At 71.0% G+C, this 19,589-nt stretch carries 17 protein-coding genes; 8 read left to right on the top strand and 9 right to left on the bottom strand.

What is annotated here, in order from left to right:
* From K2X24_RS01765 to K2X24_RS01755, 3 genes are all read right to left on the bottom strand, one after another.
* Window positions 1-3,293 (bottom strand): helicase-related protein (locus tag K2X24_RS01765; protein WP_292494095.1); only part of this gene is annotated, 3,293 nt, incomplete at its 3' end.
* A gap of 68 nt (window positions 3,294-3,361) precedes the next feature.
* The gene (locus tag K2X24_RS01760; protein WP_292494093.1) at window positions 3,362-3,694 is read right to left on the bottom strand and encodes a hypothetical protein; all 333 of its coding nucleotides are present in this window, start codon (window positions 3,692-3,694) and stop codon (window positions 3,362-3,364) included.
* A gap of 8 nt (window positions 3,695-3,702) precedes the next feature.
* On the bottom strand, window positions 3,703-4,611 hold the full coding sequence (locus tag K2X24_RS01755; protein ID WP_292494091.1) for a DUF3108 domain-containing protein: 909 nt from the start codon (window positions 4,609-4,611) through the stop codon (window positions 3,703-3,705).
* Between the two features lie 317 nt (window positions 4,612-4,928).
* On the opposite strand from K2X24_RS01755, the gene rpmB reads away from it, so the two are divergent.
* From rpmB to K2X24_RS01735, 4 genes are all read left to right on the top strand, one after another.
* Entirely contained in the window at window positions 4,929-5,234 is a 306-nt protein-coding gene (rpmB, locus tag K2X24_RS01750) for a 50S ribosomal protein L28 (RefSeq protein WP_238278834.1), read from the top strand.
* 116 nt (window positions 5,235-5,350) lie between these two features.
* Window positions 5,351-6,280 (top strand): AEC family transporter, encoded by a 930-nt coding sequence (locus K2X24_RS01745; RefSeq protein WP_292494089.1) that lies wholly within the window; start codon window positions 5,351-5,353, stop codon window positions 6,278-6,280.
* Between the two features lie 111 nt (window positions 6,281-6,391).
* Complete coding sequence (locus K2X24_RS01740) at window positions 6,392-6,865, top strand: nuclear transport factor 2 family protein (protein ID WP_292494087.1); 474 nt, start codon at window positions 6,392-6,394, stop codon at window positions 6,863-6,865.
* Window positions 6,862-7,455, top strand: a complete 594-nt coding sequence (locus tag K2X24_RS01735; RefSeq protein WP_292494085.1) for a TetR/AcrR family transcriptional regulator — start codon at window positions 6,862-6,864, stop codon at window positions 7,453-7,455. Before K2X24_RS01740 ends, K2X24_RS01735 begins: the two co-directional genes overlap by 4 nt.
* 30 nt (window positions 7,456-7,485) lie before the next feature.
* On the opposite strand, the gene K2X24_RS01730 is transcribed toward K2X24_RS01735, so the two are convergent.
* Window positions 7,486-8,784: a PQQ-dependent sugar dehydrogenase gene (locus K2X24_RS01730; protein ID WP_292494083.1), complete on the bottom strand. Its 1,299-nt coding sequence runs from the start codon at window positions 8,782-8,784 to the stop codon at window positions 7,486-7,488.
* A gap of 341 nt (window positions 8,785-9,125) precedes the next feature.
* Here K2X24_RS01730 and trxA point away from each other — a divergent pair, with 341 nt between their 5' ends.
* Complete coding sequence (gene trxA / locus K2X24_RS01725; protein ID WP_056185158.1) at window positions 9,126-9,446, top strand: thioredoxin; 321 nt, start codon at window positions 9,126-9,128, stop codon at window positions 9,444-9,446.
* Window positions 9,447-9,598: 152 nt separating this feature from the next.
* Here trxA and K2X24_RS01720 read toward each other — a convergent pair whose 3' ends face one another.
* The 4 genes from K2X24_RS01720 to trpA all read right to left on the bottom strand — a co-directional run bounded on the left by K2X24_RS01720 (window position 9,599) and on the right by trpA (window position 13,831).
* Window positions 9,599-10,492 (bottom strand): porin family protein, encoded by an 894-nt coding sequence (locus tag K2X24_RS01720; protein ID WP_292494078.1) that lies wholly within the window; start codon window positions 10,490-10,492, stop codon window positions 9,599-9,601.
* A gap of 129 nt (window positions 10,493-10,621) precedes the next feature.
* Window positions 10,622-11,947, bottom strand: a complete 1,326-nt coding sequence (locus tag K2X24_RS01715) for a folylpolyglutamate synthase/dihydrofolate synthase family protein (protein WP_292494098.1) — start codon at window positions 11,945-11,947, stop codon at window positions 10,622-10,624.
* Between the two features lie 41 nt (window positions 11,948-11,988).
* A complete protein-coding gene (accD, locus tag K2X24_RS01710; RefSeq protein ID WP_238278853.1) occupies window positions 11,989-12,897 on the bottom strand; it encodes an acetyl-CoA carboxylase, carboxyltransferase subunit beta in 909 nt (302 codons plus the stop codon).
* A gap of 76 nt (window positions 12,898-12,973) precedes the next feature.
* Entirely contained in the window at window positions 12,974-13,831 is an 858-nt protein-coding gene (gene trpA / locus K2X24_RS01705; RefSeq protein ID WP_238278822.1) for a tryptophan synthase subunit alpha, read from the bottom strand.
* A 223-nt stretch (window positions 13,832-14,054) separates the two neighbouring features.
* Between trpA and K2X24_RS01700 the strand changes: the two genes are divergently transcribed.
* The 3 genes from K2X24_RS01700 to gluQRS are packed head-to-tail and all read left to right on the top strand — an operon-like array spanning window position 14,055 to window position 17,390.
* Complete coding sequence (locus K2X24_RS01700) at window positions 14,055-16,130, top strand: ATP-binding protein (protein ID WP_292494074.1); 2,076 nt, start codon at window positions 14,055-14,057, stop codon at window positions 16,128-16,130.
* Window positions 16,131-16,168: 38 nt separating this feature from the next.
* Window positions 16,169-16,453: a hypothetical protein gene (locus K2X24_RS01695; RefSeq protein WP_292494071.1), complete on the top strand. Its 285-nt coding sequence runs from the start codon at window positions 16,169-16,171 to the stop codon at window positions 16,451-16,453.
* Window positions 16,454-16,475: 22 nt separating this feature from the next.
* Window positions 16,476-17,390 carry a tRNA glutamyl-Q(34) synthetase GluQRS gene (gene gluQRS / locus K2X24_RS01690; RefSeq protein WP_292494069.1) on the top strand — a complete coding sequence of 305 codons (915 nt, stop codon included), beginning with the start codon at window positions 16,476-16,478 and terminating at the stop codon, window positions 17,388-17,390.
* Between the two features lie 14 nt (window positions 17,391-17,404).
* Here gluQRS and K2X24_RS01685 read toward each other — a convergent pair whose 3' ends face one another.
* On the bottom strand, window positions 17,405-19,471 hold the full coding sequence (locus K2X24_RS01685; RefSeq protein WP_292494068.1) for a M23 family metallopeptidase: 2,067 nt from the start codon (window positions 19,469-19,471) through the stop codon (window positions 17,405-17,407).
* Between the last annotated feature and the right edge of the window lie 118 nt (window positions 19,472-19,589).

Raw genomic sequence — 19,589 nt, 5'->3', positions numbered from 1 at the left:
TCGGGCCGTCCTTCGCCGGGACCGTTCCGGCGGCCGCCGTCGGGGCGGTCGCTTCGCGGCCGGTCACGCGCCTCGGTTCCGGCCGCCTCGCCGCCCTGGCGGCGCTGGTCGGGCCGTCCTTCGCCGGCCAGGCGGTTGGCGCCGTCACGACCCGCGCCGCGAGGCCGCTGGTTCTGGCGCGGGTTGCCGTGGCGCTGCTGGCGGAACAGGCGCCAGACCTCGACGGTGCCTCCGTCGCCGGTATTGGCCCCGTCGGTCCGTGCGGCGGGCTCATCCGCATCGGCCGGCGCCGCGCTGGTCTCACCCTCGGCCGAGCTCTCTGCGGCGGCCGGCACCGCCTCGGCGCCCGCCTCACCGGAGGCCGTGTCGTCGGTTGCGGACGCGTCGGTCGATGCGTCCTCGGCGGGGGAGGGGGGCTCCGCCGGTCGTGCGGCACCGTCGGCAGGAGCCTCGCCCTCGGGGGCAGCGTCCGCACCAGAACGGCTTTCTTCCATACCGGCGAGAGCCGCGACCTCGGCCACAGGCGCCGGGCCTGCATCCTCGGATGCGGAATCCTCGCCTATGGCGTCGGGGTGGTCCGGAGCCGTCGCTGCGTCCTGCGGCTCCGGGGTCGTCTCCTCGGTCGCGGCAGCGGGAATCGCCGCTGAACCCGAATCCGCCGTCGAGCCGGGCTCGATCTCCGCCGTGGGCTCATCTGCTTCGGCCGAGGTCCCGGAGGTCGCGTGCGGAGTCTCGGAGGCCGCGTCCGTCGTCGGTTCGGTCTTCGGAGCGGCGGGGGGCGCGATCGGCTGGGTCGGGGCGGCGGGCAGGAGCGGCACGGTGATCGCCGGACCCGGACGCGTCTCGGGTGCGTAGCCGAGGGACTTCAGGATGGAGGCGAAATCCTCGCCGGAGCAGCCGACCAGGGAGGTCATGCCGACCGTCGCCACGAAGGCGTCGCCGTCGGCCGCCCCCACGGGGGCGTCGCCGGGGGTGGTGCCGGGCCGGTAGGCGATGGCCGGGCGGATCAGGTCGGCGAGCCGCTCGAGGATGTCGACGCGCACCGCGCGCTCGCCGCAGACGCGGAAGCCGGCCGCGCGGTAGAGGCCCTTGGCGATCTCCGGATCGACCTTGATGGAGGTGCGTCCGGAGCTGGCGAGATGCGCGATCTCGTCGAGGCCGCGCTGGTCGAGGCCGCCGTTCTTCAAAGCCCAGAGCTGGGCCGCCAGCGTGCGGGGCGCGGGCTTCAGCAGGGCTGGCAGGAAGATGTGGTAGGCGCCGAAGCGGACGCCGTGGCGGCGCAGGGCCCCGCGTCCGTCCTGATCGAGGCTGCGCATCTCCTGCATCACCTTGGCGCGCTCGAGCACGCCGAGGGATTCCACCACCTGGAAGCCGATGCCCTTGGCCAGCCCCGTGAGATCGGCGGCGGTCTCGATCTCCATGAGCGGGCCGAGCAGGCGCACCACGGTGGCCTTGAGCCAGGCGACGAGGCGGGCTTCCACCTTGTCGCGGGCCGGGCCCGTGAGCTGCTCGTCGGCGAGCAGGCGCACATGCGGCTCGAACAGTTTGTCGCCGGGCGTCAGCTTGGCCACCGGGTCGCCCGTCCAGCGGATGACGCCGTCGTGACTCAGAACCAGCGAGGCATCGGCGGCGGACGAGAACCGCTCGGCGCGGGCCTCGATCTCGCCGGCGAGCGCCTTCTCGGCTGCGCTGCGCAGGGTCTTGGCCTCATGTCCTTCCGCACCGGGGTCCGGAACGAACTGGAAGCCATGCAGATGGCCGACATGCTGGCCCTCGACGGTTACGTCCCCGCCGGCGGTGATCTCAGCTTCCAACATCGTATTCTCTCTCAGGCGCCGCATCAGGACGCTAGTGCGCCGATCGACGAAACGGCTCGCGAGGCGTTCGTGCAGGGCGTCGGACAGCCTGTCCTCTACCCGACGCGTCTCGCCCTGCCAATGCACCGGATCGATGAGCCAATCCGGGCGGTTCGCCACGAAGGTCCAGGTTCGCCCCTGCGCGATGCGCTGGGAGAGCGCATCGATGTCGCCGTCGGTCCGGTCGATCATGGCGACGTGCTTGGCGAACCAGTCGTTGGGGATGCGCCCCGCCATGCCTCGCATGAGGAAGCGGAACAACTGCGCGACGAGATCCGCGTGGGTCTGGGGATGAACCTTGCGATAGTCCGGCACCCCGCACACGTCCCAGAGCCGGCGCACATGGGCGGGGGTCGAGGCCATCTCGCGAATGTCATCTTCGCGCATCAGGATCTCGAGGGCCGACTGGTCCTCGCCCATGGGGGCGCGGGTGAGGCCCTTTTCCCGAGGATGTTCGTCGAGGCTCTCCTGGAGCGCCTTCAGCGACGAGAAGTCGAGGTCCGGATTGCGCCATTGCAGCACCCGCAACGGCTCGAAATCGTGATTTTCAAGGGCCTCGATCATCTCGGGCTCGAAGGGCGCGCAACGCCCGGTGGAGCCGAAGGTGCCGTCCGAGAGATGGCGCCCGGCGCGGCCCGCGATCTGCCCCATCTCGGGCGGGGTCAGCTTGCGGAAGCGCGTGCCGTCGTACTTCCAGTTCGCCGCGAAGGCGACGTGGTCGACGTCGAGGTTCAGGCCCATGCCCACCGCATCGGTGGCGATGAGGTAGTCGACGTCACCCGACTGGTAGAGCTCCACCTGCGCGTTGCGGGTGCGCGGCGAGAGGGCGCCCAGCACCACGGCCGCGCCCCCGCGCTGGCGCCGGATCAGCTCGGCGATGGCGTAAACCTCCTCGGCGGAGAACGCCACGATCGCCGTGCGCCGTGGCAGGCGACCGAGCTTCTTCTCGCCCGCGAAGGTGAGCTTCGACAGGCGGGGCCGCGTCGTGGTGTGGACGCCGGGGATCAGCGACTGCACCAGGGGCAGCATGGTCGAGGAGCCGATGAGCAGCGTCTCCTCGCGCCCGCGCTGGTGCAGGAGCCGGTCGGTGAAGACGTGGCCCCGATCCATGTCGGCGGCGAGCTGGATCTCGTCGATGGCCACGTAGGCCACGTCGAGATCGCGCGGCATCGCCTCGATGGTGGAGATCCAGTAGCGCGGACGGTCGGGCTTGATCTTCTCCTCGCCGGTGACGAGGGCGACCTTGTCCGCGCCGACCTTGGCGACGACCCGCAGGTACACCTCCCGCGCCAAGAGGCGCAGGGGCAGTCCGATCATCCCCGTGGGATGGGCGAGCATGCGCTCGATCGCCAGATGGGTCTTGCCGGTATTGGTCGGCCCGAGCACCGCCGTGACGCCGCGCGCGCGGGCCTGCGGGGAGAGGGAGGGACGAATCATGGGTGAGGGGCGGTCCCTTCGGCGCGGCCGGCAGGCTTTGACGGGTCATGGGTGCCGCCGCACCGCGATCAGGGACGGCGGGACCGTGGCGGCCGTTCCTCATATGGGTCGCTTGGGGCCCGGGCGCCATCCCGCGCCGGCATGCCCGTCGCGCCGAGACTCGGATAGATCCCGATCTCCACGGGCGTGCGGGGGCCCTTCGGTGCGACATCGGCGCAGAGCGTGTCCGGCACCGCCGTGAGGGGGCCGCGGCGCGGGGGGCGGTTCTCGATCACCTGAGCGGAGGAATAGGCGTCCCCGCCGCAATCCGGTCCGGTCGAGAGGGCGGCCTGTGCCAGCGTCCGCCCGGGGATGAGCGCCAGGGCCGCCGCGACGAGGAGATGCGCGCCGCGCCCGCTCATGGCCGGGGTCACTGGGCGAGGCTGGCCTGCGTCGCGGCGCTGCCAGGCGCCGACACGGTGGTGCTGCCCTGCTGGCCGCCGGTGCGCGTCCAGCGCGTCGCCTCGATGATGTTGGTGCCTACCGTGGTGCGCACGGCGATCCGGACCGGGAGCAGGACCCGCGTTCCCTCGACGGGCGCCAGCCAGACCGACATCTCGCGGTTGTCCTCCATGAACTTCACGCCCGGACGGTCTGGCCGGTGGCCCGCGATCGGGGTGTAGCGCGCGTTGCAGACCAGGACCGGGCCGCTGTAGCCGGTCTTCGCCACGCTGCGGGTCTCGCCATAGCTCAACGCCACGTCGAAGCGGGTGGCGCCGTCGAAGATCGGCAGGGTGCGGTTGCAGTTGGCCGGGTCCATGAGGTCGCCGCGGCCGGCGACCGGCATCGCCAGGGCGCTGACGGGGTCGATGACGCCGCGCTTGTTGGCGGCGGTGATCGGGACGCGATCGCCCATGTCCACGAGGGGCGGCGTAATCTCGGCCTGGGTGACGTTGCCGCGCGCCAGGGCCATGCGCACGGCGATGCCGGAATTCGTGGTCTTCGTGGCGATGGCGAAGGTGCTGGGCTGCGGCGCCGAGGTCAGTGCGCCGCTGGCCCGGGCCGAGCCCATGCCGCCCGTCACCACGCCGACGAGCCCGGTGAGGCGGGCCGACACGTCCATGCGGTAGCCCGACCCCTCGAAGGCGCCCGAGACCTGCGCCGTGCCGATCGACAGGCCCGCGAGGGCGATCTCGTAATCCACCGTGACGGCGGTGGCCGAGGCACCGGCCTTCGGGCGTGCCTGGACCTGCGAGGCGGTGAGGGCGGCCGCCGTCGCGGCGAGCAGGCCGAAGCCCGCGAGGCGGGAGGACGTCGAGCGCTTGGGCGGGGCGCGCATGGCTGGGTACTCGGGGTTGACTGTCGGTCTCCGGCCGAACGGCGCAGGGACATCGTTTCGGCATCGTCGGCGCTCATGGTTAACACATCGTTGGAGCATCGACAGCCGAGCTTCGCCCAGGCTGGTCCGAGGATGCGCGGCCCCATGCGAAAAATCGGCCCACGCCTTGACGTCACTGCCCCCTCTCCCCTATAGGCTCGCGCCTTCAATGAGAACGCCGCTCCATCGGGCCTGGCGTGCGAGAAGCCGTTTGCCGCGACGCGGCTGGGTTTCCCGCCAGCCTGTCGGACACGCGGAACGAGACGGGAAATAGAACAATGTCGCGCCGTTGCGAACTCACGGGCAAAGCCGTGCAGACCGGCCACCTCGTGAGCCACTCGAACCGCAAGACCAAGTGCCGGTTCCTGCCGAACCTGTGCCAGGTCACGCTGCAGTCGGACGCCCTGAAGCGTCGCGTGCGTCTGCGCGTCACGGCCCATGCCCTGCGCTCGGTCGAGCATCGCGGCGGCCTCGACGCCTTCCTCATCAAGGCCCGCGAGATCGAGCTGTCCCAGACGGCCCGCCTGCTGAAGCGCGAACTGCACAAGAAGCTCGACGAGGTCGAGACCCCCGCCGCCGCCTGAGGGTCCTGCCGGGGCCGAATCGGTCCCGGATTCCCCCTGCCGTGGTTCCCCGAACGGCCGCCGCACGCTGACGCGTACGGTGGCCGTTCGCGTTGCAGAACCGGTTTCCCGCCCCGATGACCGTCATGTCGCTCGTCGCGCCGATCTTCGGCCTCATCCTCGTCGGGTGGGTCGCGGCCCTGGCCGGCTTCCTGTCCGAGAAGGTCAGTGACGGCCTCTCGGAATACGTCTTCTCCATCGCGGTCCCGGCGCTCATCGTCGCCACGCTGACCCGCCCGGGCCTGACCGGCGAGATCACGCCGTCCTTTTGGTTCAGCTACTTCGGTGGCGCTGCCCTCTCCTGGGGCATCGGTTCGCTGGTCGGCCTGCGGCGCGCGGGCGTCGAGAGGCGGGGCGCGATCCTGCACGGGTTCGCCGCGAGCCAATCGAACACCGTCTTCATCGGTGTCCCGATGATTCTCCAGGCCTATGGCGAGGACGGCGCGTTTCCGCTCTTCATGCTGCTGGCCGTTCATCTACCGCTGATGATGGGCTGCGCCACCTTCCTCATCGAGGCCGACGGTCAGGCCTCGCTCGTCGCGCGCTTGCGGGGCTTGGCGCTCGTGCTCCTGCGCAATCCGATCTTCCTGGCGCTGATCCTGGGCCTCGGCCTCAAAGGTCTCGGGATGGCGCCCGGCGGCATCGTCAAGGCGCTGGTGGATTCGTTGGCCGGCACCGCCTCGACCTGCGCGCTGATCGCCCTCGGGGCCGGTCTCGTGCGCTACCGCGTCCTGCACGACCTACCGAGCGCTTTCGGGATCACGGTGCTCAAGCTCGGGCTGCATCCGCTGGCGGTCTGGCTGCTGGCCTTTCACGTCTTCACGATGCCGCCGGCCTATGCGGGGGTGGCGACGCTGTTCGCCGCGATGCCTGTGGGCATCAACGCCTATCTGCTCGCCGCCCGCTACAAGACCGAGACCGGCGTGGTGGCGGCAGCCGTGATGCTCTCGACCTTGCTCGCCATCTTCACGACGATCGGTTGGTTGACCCTCCTGGGCCATGCCTGATCCCGGCTCGGCACCGGGCGCCGCCGGAGAGGCTTGACCCGCTCGCTCGCAGATTGTACCGATCGGTACAGAGAGCGGGCCGATTCGGCCCGTCTCGCGCAGGAGCCGCCGATGTCCGAAACCCGCCCGCCGCTGCCGCCCTTCACCCGCGAAACCGCGATCCAGAAGGTCCGTGCGGCCGAGAACGGATGGAACGGATGCGATCCGGAAAAGGTCGCGCTCGCCTACACGGCGGACAGCCGCTGGCGGAACCGCTCCGAGTTCTTCAGCGGCCGGCCCGCAATCGTGGCGTTCCTGCAGCGCAAATGGGCGCGCGAGCAGGAGTATCGGCTGATCAAGGAGATCTGGGCGTTCACCGAGGACCGGATCGCGGTGCGCTTCGCCTACGAGTTCCACGATGCGGACGGGCAATGGTTCCGGGCCTACGGGAACGAGAACTGGGCGTTCGATGCCAACGGCCTGATGCGTGAACGGCATGCCAGCATCAACGACCTCGTCATCACCGAAACCGAGCGCAAGTTCCATTGGGACCGCGCGGCGCCGCGGCCGCAGGACCACCCCGGCCTGTCCGAACTCGGATTGTGAGGCCCGGCGTCTCGAAGGCGGAACGGGCGCGGGAGGCCGCCATTCCGGTCCTCGCCGAGGTGTTCCGCGAGCATGGCTACGAGGGGGCGAGCCTGGCGCTCCTCGGTGATCGAACCGGGCTCGGCAAGGGCAGCCTCTACCACGCCTTTCCGGGAGGGAAGGCTGAGATGGCGGAGGCGGTCCTCGACGCGATCGAAGCCTGGTTCGAGACGCGCATCTACGCGCCGCTGCGAGACGAGCCCGACCCGCGCGCCGCCCTCGACCGGATGCTGACCGAGACGGACGCCTATTTCCGGTCCGGCGGACGGGCCTGCCTTGTCGGCGTCTTCGCGCTGACGGACGGGCGCGACCGCTTCGCCGTGCGCATCGCCCGCTACTTCACCGGCTGGCGCGATGCCCTCGCGGCTGCCCTGACGCGGGCCGGATTCAGTAGCGCGGACGCCGCGGACCGCGCCGAGGAGGCGGTCTCGGCGATCCAGGGCGGGCTCGTGCTGGCGCGGGCCCTGGACGATCCGGCGGCCTTCGGCCGGATGCTGGCGCGCCTGCGCCTGCGCCTCGACCCGAACGGCGGCGCGACCCCGGGCCGTTAGGCCGCCCGGAGCCGCGCGCCGTCGCGGCGATCAGGTGCCGGGGGTCAGCTTCAGGATCTTGCCGTCCGGTCCGTCCGTGACGGCGTAGACCGCGCCGTCGCTACCGACCCGGACGTCGCGGATGCGCGCATCGAGGGGGATGCGCTCCTCGCTCACCACCTTGTCGCCGTCGAGCTTCACCGCCACGAGGCCTCCGCTAACGAGGCCGCCGATCAGGAAGTCGTCCTTCCAGGCCGGGAAGGCGTCGCCCGTGTAGAGGGCCATGCCGGAGGGGCCGATGACCGGGTCCCAGTAATAGACCGGCTGGGCGGTGCCCCCCGCCTGGGTCTTGCCCTCGCCGATCTTCTCGCCGCTGTACTCGATGCCGTAGGACACTTCGGGCCAGCCATAGTTTACGCCCGGACGCGGGCGATTGAGTTCGTCGCCGCCGCGTGGCCCGTGCTCGACGGTCCAGAGGCGGCCCTGCGGGTCCAGGGCGGCCGCCTGCACGTTGCGATGGCCGTAGGACCAAATTTCCGGCTTGGCCTTCTCGCCGCCCGTGAAGGGATTGTCCTTAGGGGCATTGCCGTCGGTGTCGATCCGGAAGACCTTGCCGAGGCCGCTAGTGAGGTCCTGCGCCTGGACGCGGGTGACCTTGTCGGATCGCTCGCCCACGGTGACGAACAGCTTGCCGTCGGGCGCGAAGACGAGCCGCGAGCCGAAATGCTTGTCGCCGTCATAGGTCGGCATCTGCCGGAAGATGACCTTGACCTCGTCGAGGCGGGCGACGCCGTTCTCCTCGATCAGTTTGGCGCGCAGCACGCTGGTGCCGTTGCCCTTCTCGCGCGGCTCCGCGTAGCTCAGATAGATCCGGCGGTCGGAGGGGAAGCTCGGGCTCAGCGCCACGTCGAGGAGGCCGCCCTGGCCCTTGGCGTCCACCTTGGGCACCCCCGGGATCGCCGGGCCCGGCGTACCGTCCTTGGCCACGATGCGCAGCTTGCCGGCTTTCTCGGTGACCAGCATGCGTCCGTCCGGCAGGAACTCCATGGCCCAGGGACTGTCGAGCCCCTTCGCGACCACCTCGGTCTTCACCTTCGTGGCCGTCTCGGGCTTGGGGGCCCGAGTCTGATTCGGCAGCAGCGGCTTGTAGCTGGTATTCGGCGCCTCGGTCTCGGCCGGGCTGTTGCCCGTCGCCGAACTCGTGGGAGCCGCGAAGGCGTCACCCTCGATGCGGGGTTGCCGGGGCTCGACCGCTGCGGGTGCCTGCCCCGCCGGTGCCTGCGCGTGGACGGCCGCGCCGAGGCTGAGGAAGGCTGCGGTGGCGAGCAGGCTGTGGGGGATGCGCTTCACGTCGGGTGTTCCTCCATGCCGGCGGCGGAGCCGGCTTCGGGTCGAGACCGCGCGGCCACGAAGCGCGGCCACCGGGACGGGGACATCGAGGACATGGGGCGACGGACACGCTTTGACGAGGGCCGGCCTGTCACGGCGCCGGCGGTACGTGGCGCTTTCGTCCGGTTCCGGTGCACGTGGGGTGGACAATCCCCAACGTCCGCGAGGGGCAGACTTGCCCGGGACGCAGGATGCCTTGACCCGTCCCCCTCCCATCGCCAAGTCTCGTTCAGCGCTTGTACCCGCGATGCCGGGGCGGCGAAGAGGGGACCGCCGAGGCGGGACCGGAAAGGAAGTTTTCAATGGCGACGGTGAAAGTGACCGACGCGAGCTTCGAGCAGGACGTTCTTCAGTCCGCGGAGCCCGTCGTGGTGGATTTCTGGGCGGAGTGGTGCGGTCCCTGCCGCCAGATCGGACCGGCCCTCGAGGAGATTTCCGCCGATCTGCAAGGACGCGTGAAGATCGCGAAGGTCAACGTCGACGAGAATCCCGGTATCGCCGCGCAGTACGGCATCCGTTCGATTCCGACGCTGCTGATCTTCAAGGACGGCCAGCTTGCCAGCCAGAAGGTCGGCGCGGCGCCGAAGGGCGACCTGTCCCGTTGGATTCAGGCGAGCGCCTGAGCGGGCGCACCGTCATGCGAATTAGACCCGGCCGCGAGGCCGGGTTTTCTTTTGGACGGCAACGCGGGCGCCATTCCGACGAAGCGGTCCCCAAACGGAAGAAGCCCGGCCTTGCGGCCGGGCTTCTCCGTTTCGAGACCCGAAATGTCGGCTTAGTAGGAGCCGAACTTGTAGTTCAGACCAGCGCGGACGATCGCGAACTCGTCCTCGCGGCGGTTGGTGTAGCCGCTGACCGCCACTGCGTACGGGGTGTTGACCCGGAAGGCGGTGTTGGTGGTGCGGGAGTAGGCGAACACGCCGTTGTTGGCGTTGTCGCGGTCGAGGCTGACGTACAGACCTTCGATCTTCAGCGTCACGGCGGACGAGCGGAAGAAGTTCAGGAAGGAGTCGGTCGGGAGGGCGTACTCGATGCCGCCGCCGGCGGTCCAGCCGGTGCGGAAGTCGTTGCGGCTGCTGTTGGGCAGGCCGAAGTCGTTGCCGCCGCCGCCGCCGTAGGCGAAGCCGCCGGTGCCGTAGAACAGGACGCGGTCGAAGGCGTAGCCGAGGCGACCACGGACGGTGCCGAAGTAGTCGAGGCCCGACAGGCCGTTCGGGTTCACCGCGACCAGGTCGGGGTTCAGCGTGCCGACGATCGGGGTGTAGGTGTTGCGGCTGCGGCCGAAGTCGACGTACTGGGCGTCAGCTTCGATACCGACCACGACGCCGGAGCCCGGGGTGAACTGGTAGTTGTAGCCGATCTGACCGCCGCCGACGAAGCCTTCGTTCGAGTTACGGCCGCCGAAGGCGCCCGCACCGACCGGCACGCCGTTGATGGCGACCGGCGAAGCCGTGTAGATCGGGCTGGCAGCGACGATGACGGCCGGGCCGCCCGTGTCGTTGCTGGCGTCGAAGCCGTAACCGGCGTTGAAACCGGCGTAGAAGCCGGTCCAGGTGAACACCGGCACCGGCACGAACACCGGCGGCGCGGCGCGGCGCGGAAGGTCGGCGGCGGAGGCCGCCGCGGTGAGGGCGGTGAAGGCCGCCAATGACGTGAGAAGCTTTTTCATTATGATCCCCAGCGAAATGCCCGATCGAGGGGCAACTTACGCCAGTTTCCACGGCCAAGATGTAGCGCGGCGGTCACACCGGCCGAGGGACCGGTGCCCGGTCCGCGGGCAGCGGACGATTGGGGCGGCTCAGGCCGGCGGCGTGCCGTTCGCCGTCAGGACGGTGCCCACGAGGTAGAGGGAGCCGCAGATCAGGATGCGCGGCGGCTGCTCGAAGGCGACGTCGGCGAGGGTCTCGAGGGCCGCCTCGACGCTCGACGCGCGCTGGGCGATCAGCCCGACATCCGCAGCGATCTGCGCGACCTCCTCGGCGGGACGCGCGGCCATTTGTCCGGCGATCGGCACGGCCACCAGGAGGCGGGCCAGTCCCACGAAGTTGCGCAGGAACCCTTCCGCATCCTTGGTGCCGAGCAGGCCGACGATCAGCACCAGGGGGACGTCCGAGCGCTCGCCCAGATCCGCCATCGCGGCGGCCAGGATGCGCCCGCCGTCGATGTTGTGGCCGCCGTCGAGCCAGAGTTCGGCCCCCGGTGGCACGAGCTCGGACAGGCGGCCCCGGTTGAGCCGCTGCAGGCGCCCGGGCCACTCGACGTTGTTGAGACCGGCCTCGATCGCGGCAGTGCCGATGTCGCCGAAGCCCGCCGCCCGCAGGGCCGCGATGGCGGTTCCGGCATTCGTGAACTGGTGACGCCCGTTCAGGCGCGGCCGCGGCAGGTCGAACAGGTCGGTGTCGTCCTGGTAGACCAAGCGTCCCCGCTCGGCATGCACGGAGAAATCCTGGTTGCCCACGCGGATCGGGCTCGCCCCGGCGGTCTCGGCGAGACGGCACAGCACCGCGTCGGCCTCGGCGTAATCCTGGGCCGCGATGATCGCCGGGCACCCGGCCTTGAAGATCCCGGCCTTCTCGGTGGCCACCGCCTCGACCGTGTCGCCGAGATACTCGGCGTGATCGCGACCGATCGGGGTCACGACGGCCGCCGCCGGCCGGTCGATCACGTTGGTGGCGTCGACCCGGCCGCCGAGCCCGACTTCCAGGAGGAGCACATCGGCGGGCGATTCCGAGAACAGCAGCAGGGCGGCCGCCGTGGTGATCTCGAACACCGTGATGGGCTCGCCCTCGTTGGCCGACTCGCAGCGGGCCAGGGCATCTGCCAACTGGTCCTCCGGCACGAACTGTCCCCCACCGATGGCCCCGATACGGATGCGCTCGTGGAAGCGCACGAGGTGGGGCGAGGTATAGACGTGGGCGGCGAGCCCCGCCGCCTCGAGGATGGCCCGCATGAAGGCGATGGTCGAGCCCTTGCCGTTGGTGCCCGCCACGTGGATCACCGGCGGCAGCTTGCGCTCCGGATGGCCGAGGCGCGCGAGCAGGCGCTCGATCCGACCCAGCGAGAGGTCGATCGTGCGCGGATGCAGGGCGAGGAAGCGCGCCATCAGCGCGTCAGAGGAATCCATCATCGGACCGTCGTGGGGAGGATTGAGCGGCGTGAAGGGGCTCAGGCGGGCTCGGGCACGGGCTGGGCCGGGCGAAGCGCGGCCGCGCCGGGCTCCTGGTTGGTCAGCAGTCCGCAGAGGCGCGCGATGGTCTCCTTCAGGGCGTGGCGGTGCACCACCTGGTCCACCATTCCGTGCGCCTTCAGGTATTCCGCGCGCTGGAAGCCGTCCGGCAGTTTCTCCCGGATGGTCTGCTCGATGACCCGGGGCCCGGCAAAGCAGATCAGTGCGCCGGGCTCGGCCAGGTGCACGTCGCCCAGCATCGCGTAGGAGGCGGTGACGCCACCGGTGGTTGGGTTCGTCAGCACCACGATGTAGGGCAGCCGCGCCGCGTTCAGCCGGCGCACCGCCACGGTGGTGCGGGGCATCTGCATCAGGGAGAGGATGCCCTCCTGCATGCGCGCGCCGCCGGAGGCCGTGAACACCACGTAGGGCGTGCGCTTGTCCAGCGCCGTCTCGGCGCCGCGCACGAAGGCTTCGCCCGCCGCCATGCCCAGCGACCCGGCCATGAAGGCGAAATCCTGGACCGCCAGGGTCATGGGGAGGCCGGAAACCCGGCCGAAACCGATCTTGAAGGCGTCGGCCATGCCGGTCTTGGCCCGCGCGTCCTTCAGGCGGTCGACGTAGCGCTTCTCGTCGCGGAACTTGTGCGGGTCTGCGGCGACCTCCGGCAGGGGGACGTCGATCCAGGTACCCTCGTCGAACATCATCTTGAGGCGCGCCTGGGCGCTCATCTTGAGGTGATGCTCGGAGCCGGGGATGACCCAGTGGTTGCTCTCCACCTCCTTGTGGAAGACCATCTGCCCGGTATCGGGGCACTTGACCCAGAGGTTCTCGGGCGTCTCGCGCTTGAACAGGGTCTTGATCTTGGGGCGCACGACCTCCGAGATCCAGTTCATCGGTTCGACCATCATGGCGACGGCGTCCTTGTGCGGGGCGGGTTGAGCGGGCGAGAGACCCTTCCGGGCAGACTCGCGGGCAATAGCGTCAGGCGCGGGGCGCCGAACGGACCCCCTCGGCGAGCGCCCGGACCAGGGTCCTCACGGCCTCGACCGTGCCGCCCTGCGAGCGGCCCTCCGCGTCGAGGGTGCCCCGCATGGCGTCGACGAGGGCCGAGCCCACCACGACGCCGTCGGCGCCGCGCGCGATCGCGGCCGCGTCCGCCCCCGTCCGCACCCCGAAGCCGACCACGATGGGCAGGTCGGTATGACGGCGGATGCGGCCGACCGCTTCCGCGACCCGGTCGAAGTTCGGCGTCGCCGTCCCGGTGATGCCGGTGATCGACACGTAGTACACGAACCCGGCGGTGTTCGCGAGGACGGCCGGCAGGCGCTTCTCGTCGGTGGTCGGGGTGGCGAGGCGGATGAAGGCGAGGCCCTTGGCGAGCGCGGGCAGGCAGAGCTCGTCGTCCTCCTCCGGCGGCAGATCGACGACGATAAGCCCGTCGATGCCGGCGGCCAGGGCGTCATCGAGGAAGCGCTCGACGCCGTAGGCGTGGATCGGGTTGAAGTAGCCCATCAGGATCACCGGCGTCGCGGCGTCGCCCTCGCGGAAGCGCCGCACCAGCTCCAGCGTCTTGACGACGCCCTGGCCGCCCTTGAGGGCCCGCAGGCCGGCGGCCTGGATCGCCGGGCCGTCCGCCATTGGATCGGTGAAGGGCAGCCCGAACTCGACGATGTCCGCGCCCGCCTCCGGCAGGGCCTTGAGCACGGCGAGCGAGGTCTCCGGGTCGGGATCGCCGGCCATCACGTAGGTGACGAGGGCCGCGCGGTTCTCGGCGCGGCAGCGCGCGAAGGTGGCGTCGATGCGCGCCTGACCGGGATTCGCTGAACTCGTAGCCGTCATGACACTCTTGTCTCGCGCTCCTCGCGGCCGCCACGGGCGCGGCGCGGGGTCAAGCCGCCGCGCCTACACCATCGCAGGCGGCCCGTGAAGCGCGCCGGCGCGGACGTTCGGATTTGTCACGATCCGGCAACGCATCCTTAACGGCCTTTGGAAAGCCCGCCTTCAACCTCAGGCGCCATCCTGGCCGCGACGGCGGACGGCACCGCCCGAGAGGCTTTACCCCATGACCATCCCGGACGTCCTGCTCGTCCTCGCGCTCACGATCCTCGCTTTCCTGGCCGGATGGACCCTGCGCGCGCGCATCCCCCGGGGTCCCACGTCGGCCGTGGCCCACGGCACGGAGGTGCGGATCGAGCAGCTCGAGGATCGGGTCTGGCAGCTCTCGGAGAGCGAGGAGCGCTACCGTGCCCTGGTCGAGGCCACCACCGAGGTCATCGTTCAGCGCGATGCCTTGGGGCGCATCACCTTCGCCAACGAGGGGTTCGCCCGCCTGGTGGGCGTCGAGCCCCTGGCGCTCGTCGGCTCCACCCGGCAGGTCGAGGTTCTGGAGCACGGCGAGGCCCAGCGCGATCCGGACGGCGTCCGCCGGGTCGAGATGCGCCTGGCGCCGGCTTCCGGGCCCCCGCGCTGGTTCTCGTTCATCGAGATGCCGATGGCCGGCGGCAACGGCGAGACGCACTGGTTGCGGGCCGGCGCCGACATCACCGGACGCGTGGCGGCCGCCCGCTCCCTCGACGAGGCCCTGAGCCGCGCCGAGGCCGCCAACGTGGCGAAATCCCGCTTCCTCGCCACCGTCAGCCACGAATTCCGCACGCCCCTGAACGGCATCCTCGGCATGGCCGACCTCGTCCTCGACACGGGACTCGACCCCGAGCAGCGCACCTACGTCGAGGCCGTGAAGACCTCCGGCAAGGCGCTCCTTACCCTGATCGACGGCATCCTGGACTTCTCGCGCATCGAGGCGGGACGCCTGGATCTTACCGCCGAGCCCTTCGATCCGGGCGAGATCGCCGAGGGCGTGGTCGAACTGCTGGCGCCCCGGGCCCAGGACAAGGGCATCGAGATCGCCCTCGACATCGCCGATGACGTCCCCAGCCTCGTCGTCGGCGACGCCGACCGGGTCCGCCAGATCCTGCTCAACCTCGCCGGCAACGCCGTCAAGTTCACGGGGGCGGGCGGGGTCGGCGTCGAGCTGCGGAGGGAGAACGGCGGGCTCCGGTTCGCCATCGGCGATACCGGACCCGGTCTCCCGCCCGAGCGCATCCCGCTGCTGTTCGAGGAGTTCGAACAGGGTGACGACAGCGCCAGCCGCCGGCACGAGGGCACGGGCCTCGGCCTCGCCATCACCCGCCGCCTCGTCCTGCGCATGGGTGGGCGGATCGAGGCCGGCGCGCGGCCCGGCGGCGGCAGCCTGTTCACCGTGTTCCTACCCCTGGAAACCCTTGAGACAGAGCGCGAGCGCCCGCCGGGTCTCGGGGGCCGGAAGGTCCTCATCGTCGCGGCCTCGCCGTTCCAGGCGCCCTATCTCGCGCGGCGCCTGACCCGCTCGGGGGCCGCCACGGTGATCGTCGACAGCCCCGAGGCGGGCCTCGACGCCATCGCGGGCGTGGCCTTCGACGCGGTGCTGGCCGACCGCACCCTCGGCGACGCGGCCCTGCGGGCGCTGGCGGGGGAGGCGCGACGCGCCGGCGTGCGCTGCAGCCTCGTCCTCCTCTCGCCCTTCGATCGCCGGGAGTTCGGACCGCCGGGGGCGGCCGGTTTCGACAGCTACCTGATCAAGCCCGTCCGCGCCCGCTCCCTGTTCGATCGCCTGCTCGCACCGGCGCCGCCCCCGGACGCGACGCTCCGGGAGGAGACGCCCGGGATCGGCGAATCGGCCGGCGCGCAGGGCACCCCACCGGCATCGCCCTCCGGCGGCCCGCGTGTCCTCCTGGCGGAGGACAATCCGATCAACGCGCTGCTGGCCACCAAGGCCCTCGAGCGCCTCGGGGCCCAGGTCGTGCTGGCCCGGGACGGGCACGAGGCGCTGGCCCGCATCCGCGAGGCGGATGCGGCCTTCGACCTCGCGCTCCTCGACATCCGGATGCCCGGCCTCGACGGACTGGAGACCGCCCGGCAGATCCGGGCCATCGAGGCCGCGCAGGGGCGTGCCCGCCTGCACCTCGTGGCGCTCACCGCCAATGCGGGCCGCGACGACGAGCGGGCGGCGCGCGGGGCGGGGTTCGACGAATTCCTGGCCAAGCCCCTCAACCTGCGCGCCCTGCCGCCGCTCCTCGATCGGCGCTGCTCGGCGGCCTGAGCGTTGACATCGCCCGCGCCCCGCGCGAACACCGCGCCATGGTCGACACCCCCTCATCCGACGACACGCAGACGCGGAGCCACGACCGGCGGGTCGCCTGGAGCGTCGCCGCCCTGATCGCCGGAACGGTGCTGGTCGGCGCCCTCGTGCCCGCACCGGCCGCGCACCGCGCATCGGCCGTTCCGTCGGCGGATGCAGCTTGCGCCGAATGGAGCGACGGCTGCCACGTCTGCCAGCGCACCGAAGGGGGCGTCGCTTGCTCGTTGCCGGGCATCGCCTGCGTTCCCAAGGAGCAGAGCTGCCTGCGCCGCGTCGGCGGCTGAGGCCGCGCGCGGGAGCACCGCCGTGACGCGCCCGGTTCTCCGCTTCGCGCCGAGTCCGAACGGGCGTCTCCATCTCGGGCACGCGCGCTCGGCGCTGCTGAATGACGCGCTCGCGCGGAGTTCGGGTGGGCGCCTGCTGCTGCGGATCGAGGACATCGATCCGGGCCGCTCCCGTCCCGACCTGATCGACGCCATCGCGGACGACCTCGCCTGGCTCGGCCTGCGCTTCGAGACGCCCGCGCGCCGGCAATCCGAGCATCTCGACGCCTACCGCGCCCAGGTCGCGGTCTTCTCGGCGCGCGGCCTCGCTTATCCGTGCTTCTGCTCGCGCGGAACGATCGCGCGAGCCGTGGCCGCGGCGGCGGAGCGCAGCGGAATCCCCCCCGCCTGCGATCCGGACGGTGCGCCCCTCTATCCCGGCTGCTGTCGTGCGCTGGCGCCGGGGGAGGCCGAGGCGCGCAGGGCCGCGGGCGTGCCGCATACCTGGCGCCTCGACATGGCGCGTGCCCTGGCGACAGCGCCCGGACCCCATCGGGTCCGTAGCGTCCCGGTCGTCACGTCCGGAGAGGGGAGGGGGCTTTCCAGCCATCGGATCGGAGCCGACCGCATCGAGGCCGCCGACCCCGCACGCTGGGGCGACCCCGTGATCGCCCGCCGCGACGTTCCGACGAGCTATCACCTCGCCGTGGTGATGGACGATGCCGCCCAAGGGGTCACTCACGTGGTGCGCGGCGCGGACTTGCGCGCGAGCACCGATCTGCACGTGCTCCTGCAGGCGCTGATCGGCGTGCCGTCGCCGCGCTACCACCACCACGCTCTGGTGCTCGACGAAGCGGGCGCCAAGCTCGCCAAATCCCGCGGGTCGCAGTCGCTCGCCGACCTGCGTGCGGCCGGCGAGAGCCCGGCCTCCTTTCGGGAGCGCCTCGGCTTTCCGTGACGCCCGAGGTCGCTTCAGCGCATCACGTCGCGCTGAGCCATGGCGGAGGCCGTGCGCGACTTCTGCATCGTGCCCTCGATCTGCTCGCGCTGACGGGTGAACTCGCTGAGCATCCGCCCGTCGAGTTCACGCCCGCGCGGCACTCGGATCTTCATCGGATCGACGAAGTGCCCGTTGATGATGACCTCGTAGTGCAGGTGAGCGCCCGTGGAGAGGCCGGTCGAGCCGACATAGCCGATCACCTGTCCCTGGCGCACCTTGGCGCCGGCCGTGACGCCCCGCGCGAAGCGGGACATGTGGTTGTAGGTGGTGACGTAGCCGTTGATGTGCTGGAGTTCGACGCGCCGTCCGTAGCCCGAATCCCAGTCGGCCTTCAGCACCGTGGCGTTGCCGGCGGCCACGATCGGCGTGCCGATCGGGTTCGCCCAGTCCACGCCGGTGTGGAGCTTGGCATAGCCGAGCACGGGATGGCGCCGGTATCCGAAGCCCGAACGCATGATCCCGTCGGCGATCGGCTTGCGGATCAGGAACTTCTTCAGGGAGCGGCCCTGTTCGTCGAGATAATCGATGGTGCCGTCGTCCGGGGACTGGAAGCGATAGACCTTGCGCAACTCGCCCCCGAGGTTGAGCGCCGCATAGAGGAGTTCCGGTCGCTCCGTCGCCGCTTGCCCGGTGGCATCCTCGTCGAAGGTGTAGAACACGTCGAGGCTGTCGCCGGACGAGATCCGGCGCTGGAAGTCGACGTCGTAGCCGAAGATCCGGACAAGGTCGTCCACGGTGGTGCGGGGCAGGTCGTGCCGGGCGGCGGTCTCGTAGAGACTCTGGTAGAGGCGCGGGCCGGTGCCGCCTTCCTCCTCGTCGTCGGAGGCCTCGGCCGCCGCGGCGGGCGCCGCGCGGGCGGGCGCGTCTTCGGTGGGCGGCGCCACGGAAACGAAGGTCCCGCGATCGTTGATCGCCGCGATCGCCTCGATGCCGCTTTCGCCATAGAGGATCACCCGCGTCACCTGACGCGGATCGCCGGGTTTCGGGCCGGGGGCGACCTGGAGCCGGAACTGCTGCCCCTCGGCGAGGTCCCCGACGCGGGTCCGCCCGCCCAGGGCCGCGACGATGCCGCGAACCTGCTCGTCGCTGGCCCGGCCGGCGCTGCGCAGGACCGAGTCCAGGGTTTCGCCGCGCTTCAGGGCGAGGTCGCGCTCCTCGACCAGGGGCGGTTCGCCACCGCCGCTCGCGGTCTTGGACAGGTTGGTGACGTTCTCGGGCACGACCAGCACGTCGATGGATTTAAAGGGTGAGCCCTCGTTTCCCGCGCGGGCGCCGCCGTCGAAATCCGGAGCCGTCATGCCCTGGCGCAAGGTCCGGGACAGCATGATCTGGGGAGCGATCGGAATCGCCGTGCGGCGCCCGGCCTCGGCGGCGAGGCGGCGCTCCTCTTCGATCTGGGCCGCGACGTCGTCGTCGGTGAGGGCCGGAGCGCCCGGCTCGACCTCGAAGGCAGCGAGATCGCGCTTGACCACCGAAACCTCCGCTCCCGGAGCATCGGCGAGTCCCGGGTCCTGCGCTCGCTCGAGGGGTTCGTCGGTGGTGAGCTTCATGGGGTCGAAACGCGGCATCTCCGCCGCGAAGACGCCCGTCGTCATGGAGAGGGCGGTGGAGATCCGCACGAAGGGCCGCACCTTGATGATCTCGCGGTCCCCTAGCCGGACCGTGACGGGCGAGCGGAAGGTCTGCTTGGCCGAGGCGATCATGAGGTTGCGCACGAGGCGGTCGCCCTTGCGGGCGATGTTCGCGGTCCCGTCGCCGATGGCGGGGCGGACGGCCGTGGAGGCCCGCTCGGGGATCGCCGCGAAGGAGGTCTCGCTTTGGAGCGAGATGTGGATCGCCGCGCCGATCAGGGCCGCCCCGGTAAGCCCGGTGAGGGCGCTCGCGCAGAGCCAGCGCAGGTTGACGTCGCGGCGATCGATCCGCGCCACGTCGGGCCCGAGCAGGTCCAGGGGCGGGAGGTGGTCGACCGGTACGCGCGCCGGCGGGCGTACCTCGCTCGCGCCGTTCGGATCACCGATCTTCAGACGGCCGCGCTTCAACGTCGTGGTCCTCGCAAGGTGTCACCGGGTCGGTCTCGCCGGAACATAGCAGACCCTGGCATCGCAGACGCCGCACGTCCGCGCCAGTCGGCGCGGCGGTGGAGGGCCGATGTCGGGG

The organism is Methylobacterium sp. (assembly GCF_019750675.1).
GTDB lineage: Bacteria > Pseudomonadota > Alphaproteobacteria > Rhizobiales > Beijerinckiaceae > Methylobacterium.
This window is presented reverse-complemented; position numbering and strand designations above follow the sequence as displayed.

Excerpts from the sequence above, each read along its gene's own strand:
- K2X24_RS01700 (WP_292494074.1), top strand. The coding sequence starts at position 14,055 with ATGACCATCCCGGACGTCCTGCTCGTCCTCGCGCTCACGATCCTCGCT.
- K2X24_RS01760 (WP_292494093.1), bottom strand. The coding sequence starts at position 3,694 with ATGAGCGGGCGCGGCGCGCATCTCCTCGTCGCGGCGGCCCTGGCGCTC.
- accD (WP_238278853.1), bottom strand. The coding sequence starts at position 12,897 with ATGGTCGAACCGATGAACTGGATCTCGGAGGTCGTGCGCCCCAAGATC.
- K2X24_RS01720 (WP_292494078.1), bottom strand. The coding sequence starts at position 10,492 with ATGAAAAAGCTTCTCACGTCATTGGCGGCCTTCACCGCCCTCACCGCG.
- trpA (WP_238278822.1), bottom strand. The coding sequence starts at position 13,831 with ATGACGGCTACGAGTTCAGCGAATCCCGGTCAGGCGCGCATCGACGCC.
- K2X24_RS01740 (WP_292494087.1), top strand. The coding sequence starts at position 6,392 with ATGTCCGAAACCCGCCCGCCGCTGCCGCCCTTCACCCGCGAAACCGCG.
- K2X24_RS01695 (WP_292494071.1), top strand. The coding sequence starts at position 16,169 with ATGGTCGACACCCCCTCATCCGACGACACGCAGACGCGGAGCCACGAC.
- K2X24_RS01715 (WP_292494098.1), bottom strand. The coding sequence starts at position 11,947 with ATGGATTCCTCTGACGCGCTGATGGCGCGCTTCCTCGCCCTGCATCCG.
- trxA (WP_056185158.1), top strand. The coding sequence starts at position 9,126 with ATGGCGACGGTGAAAGTGACCGACGCGAGCTTCGAGCAGGACGTTCTT.
- K2X24_RS01745 (WP_292494089.1), top strand. The coding sequence starts at position 5,351 with ATGACCGTCATGTCGCTCGTCGCGCCGATCTTCGGCCTCATCCTCGTC.
- K2X24_RS01755 (WP_292494091.1), bottom strand. The coding sequence starts at position 4,611 with ATGCGCGCCCCGCCCAAGCGCTCGACGTCCTCCCGCCTCGCGGGCTTC.
- rpmB (WP_238278834.1), top strand. The coding sequence starts at position 4,929 with ATGTCGCGCCGTTGCGAACTCACGGGCAAAGCCGTGCAGACCGGCCAC.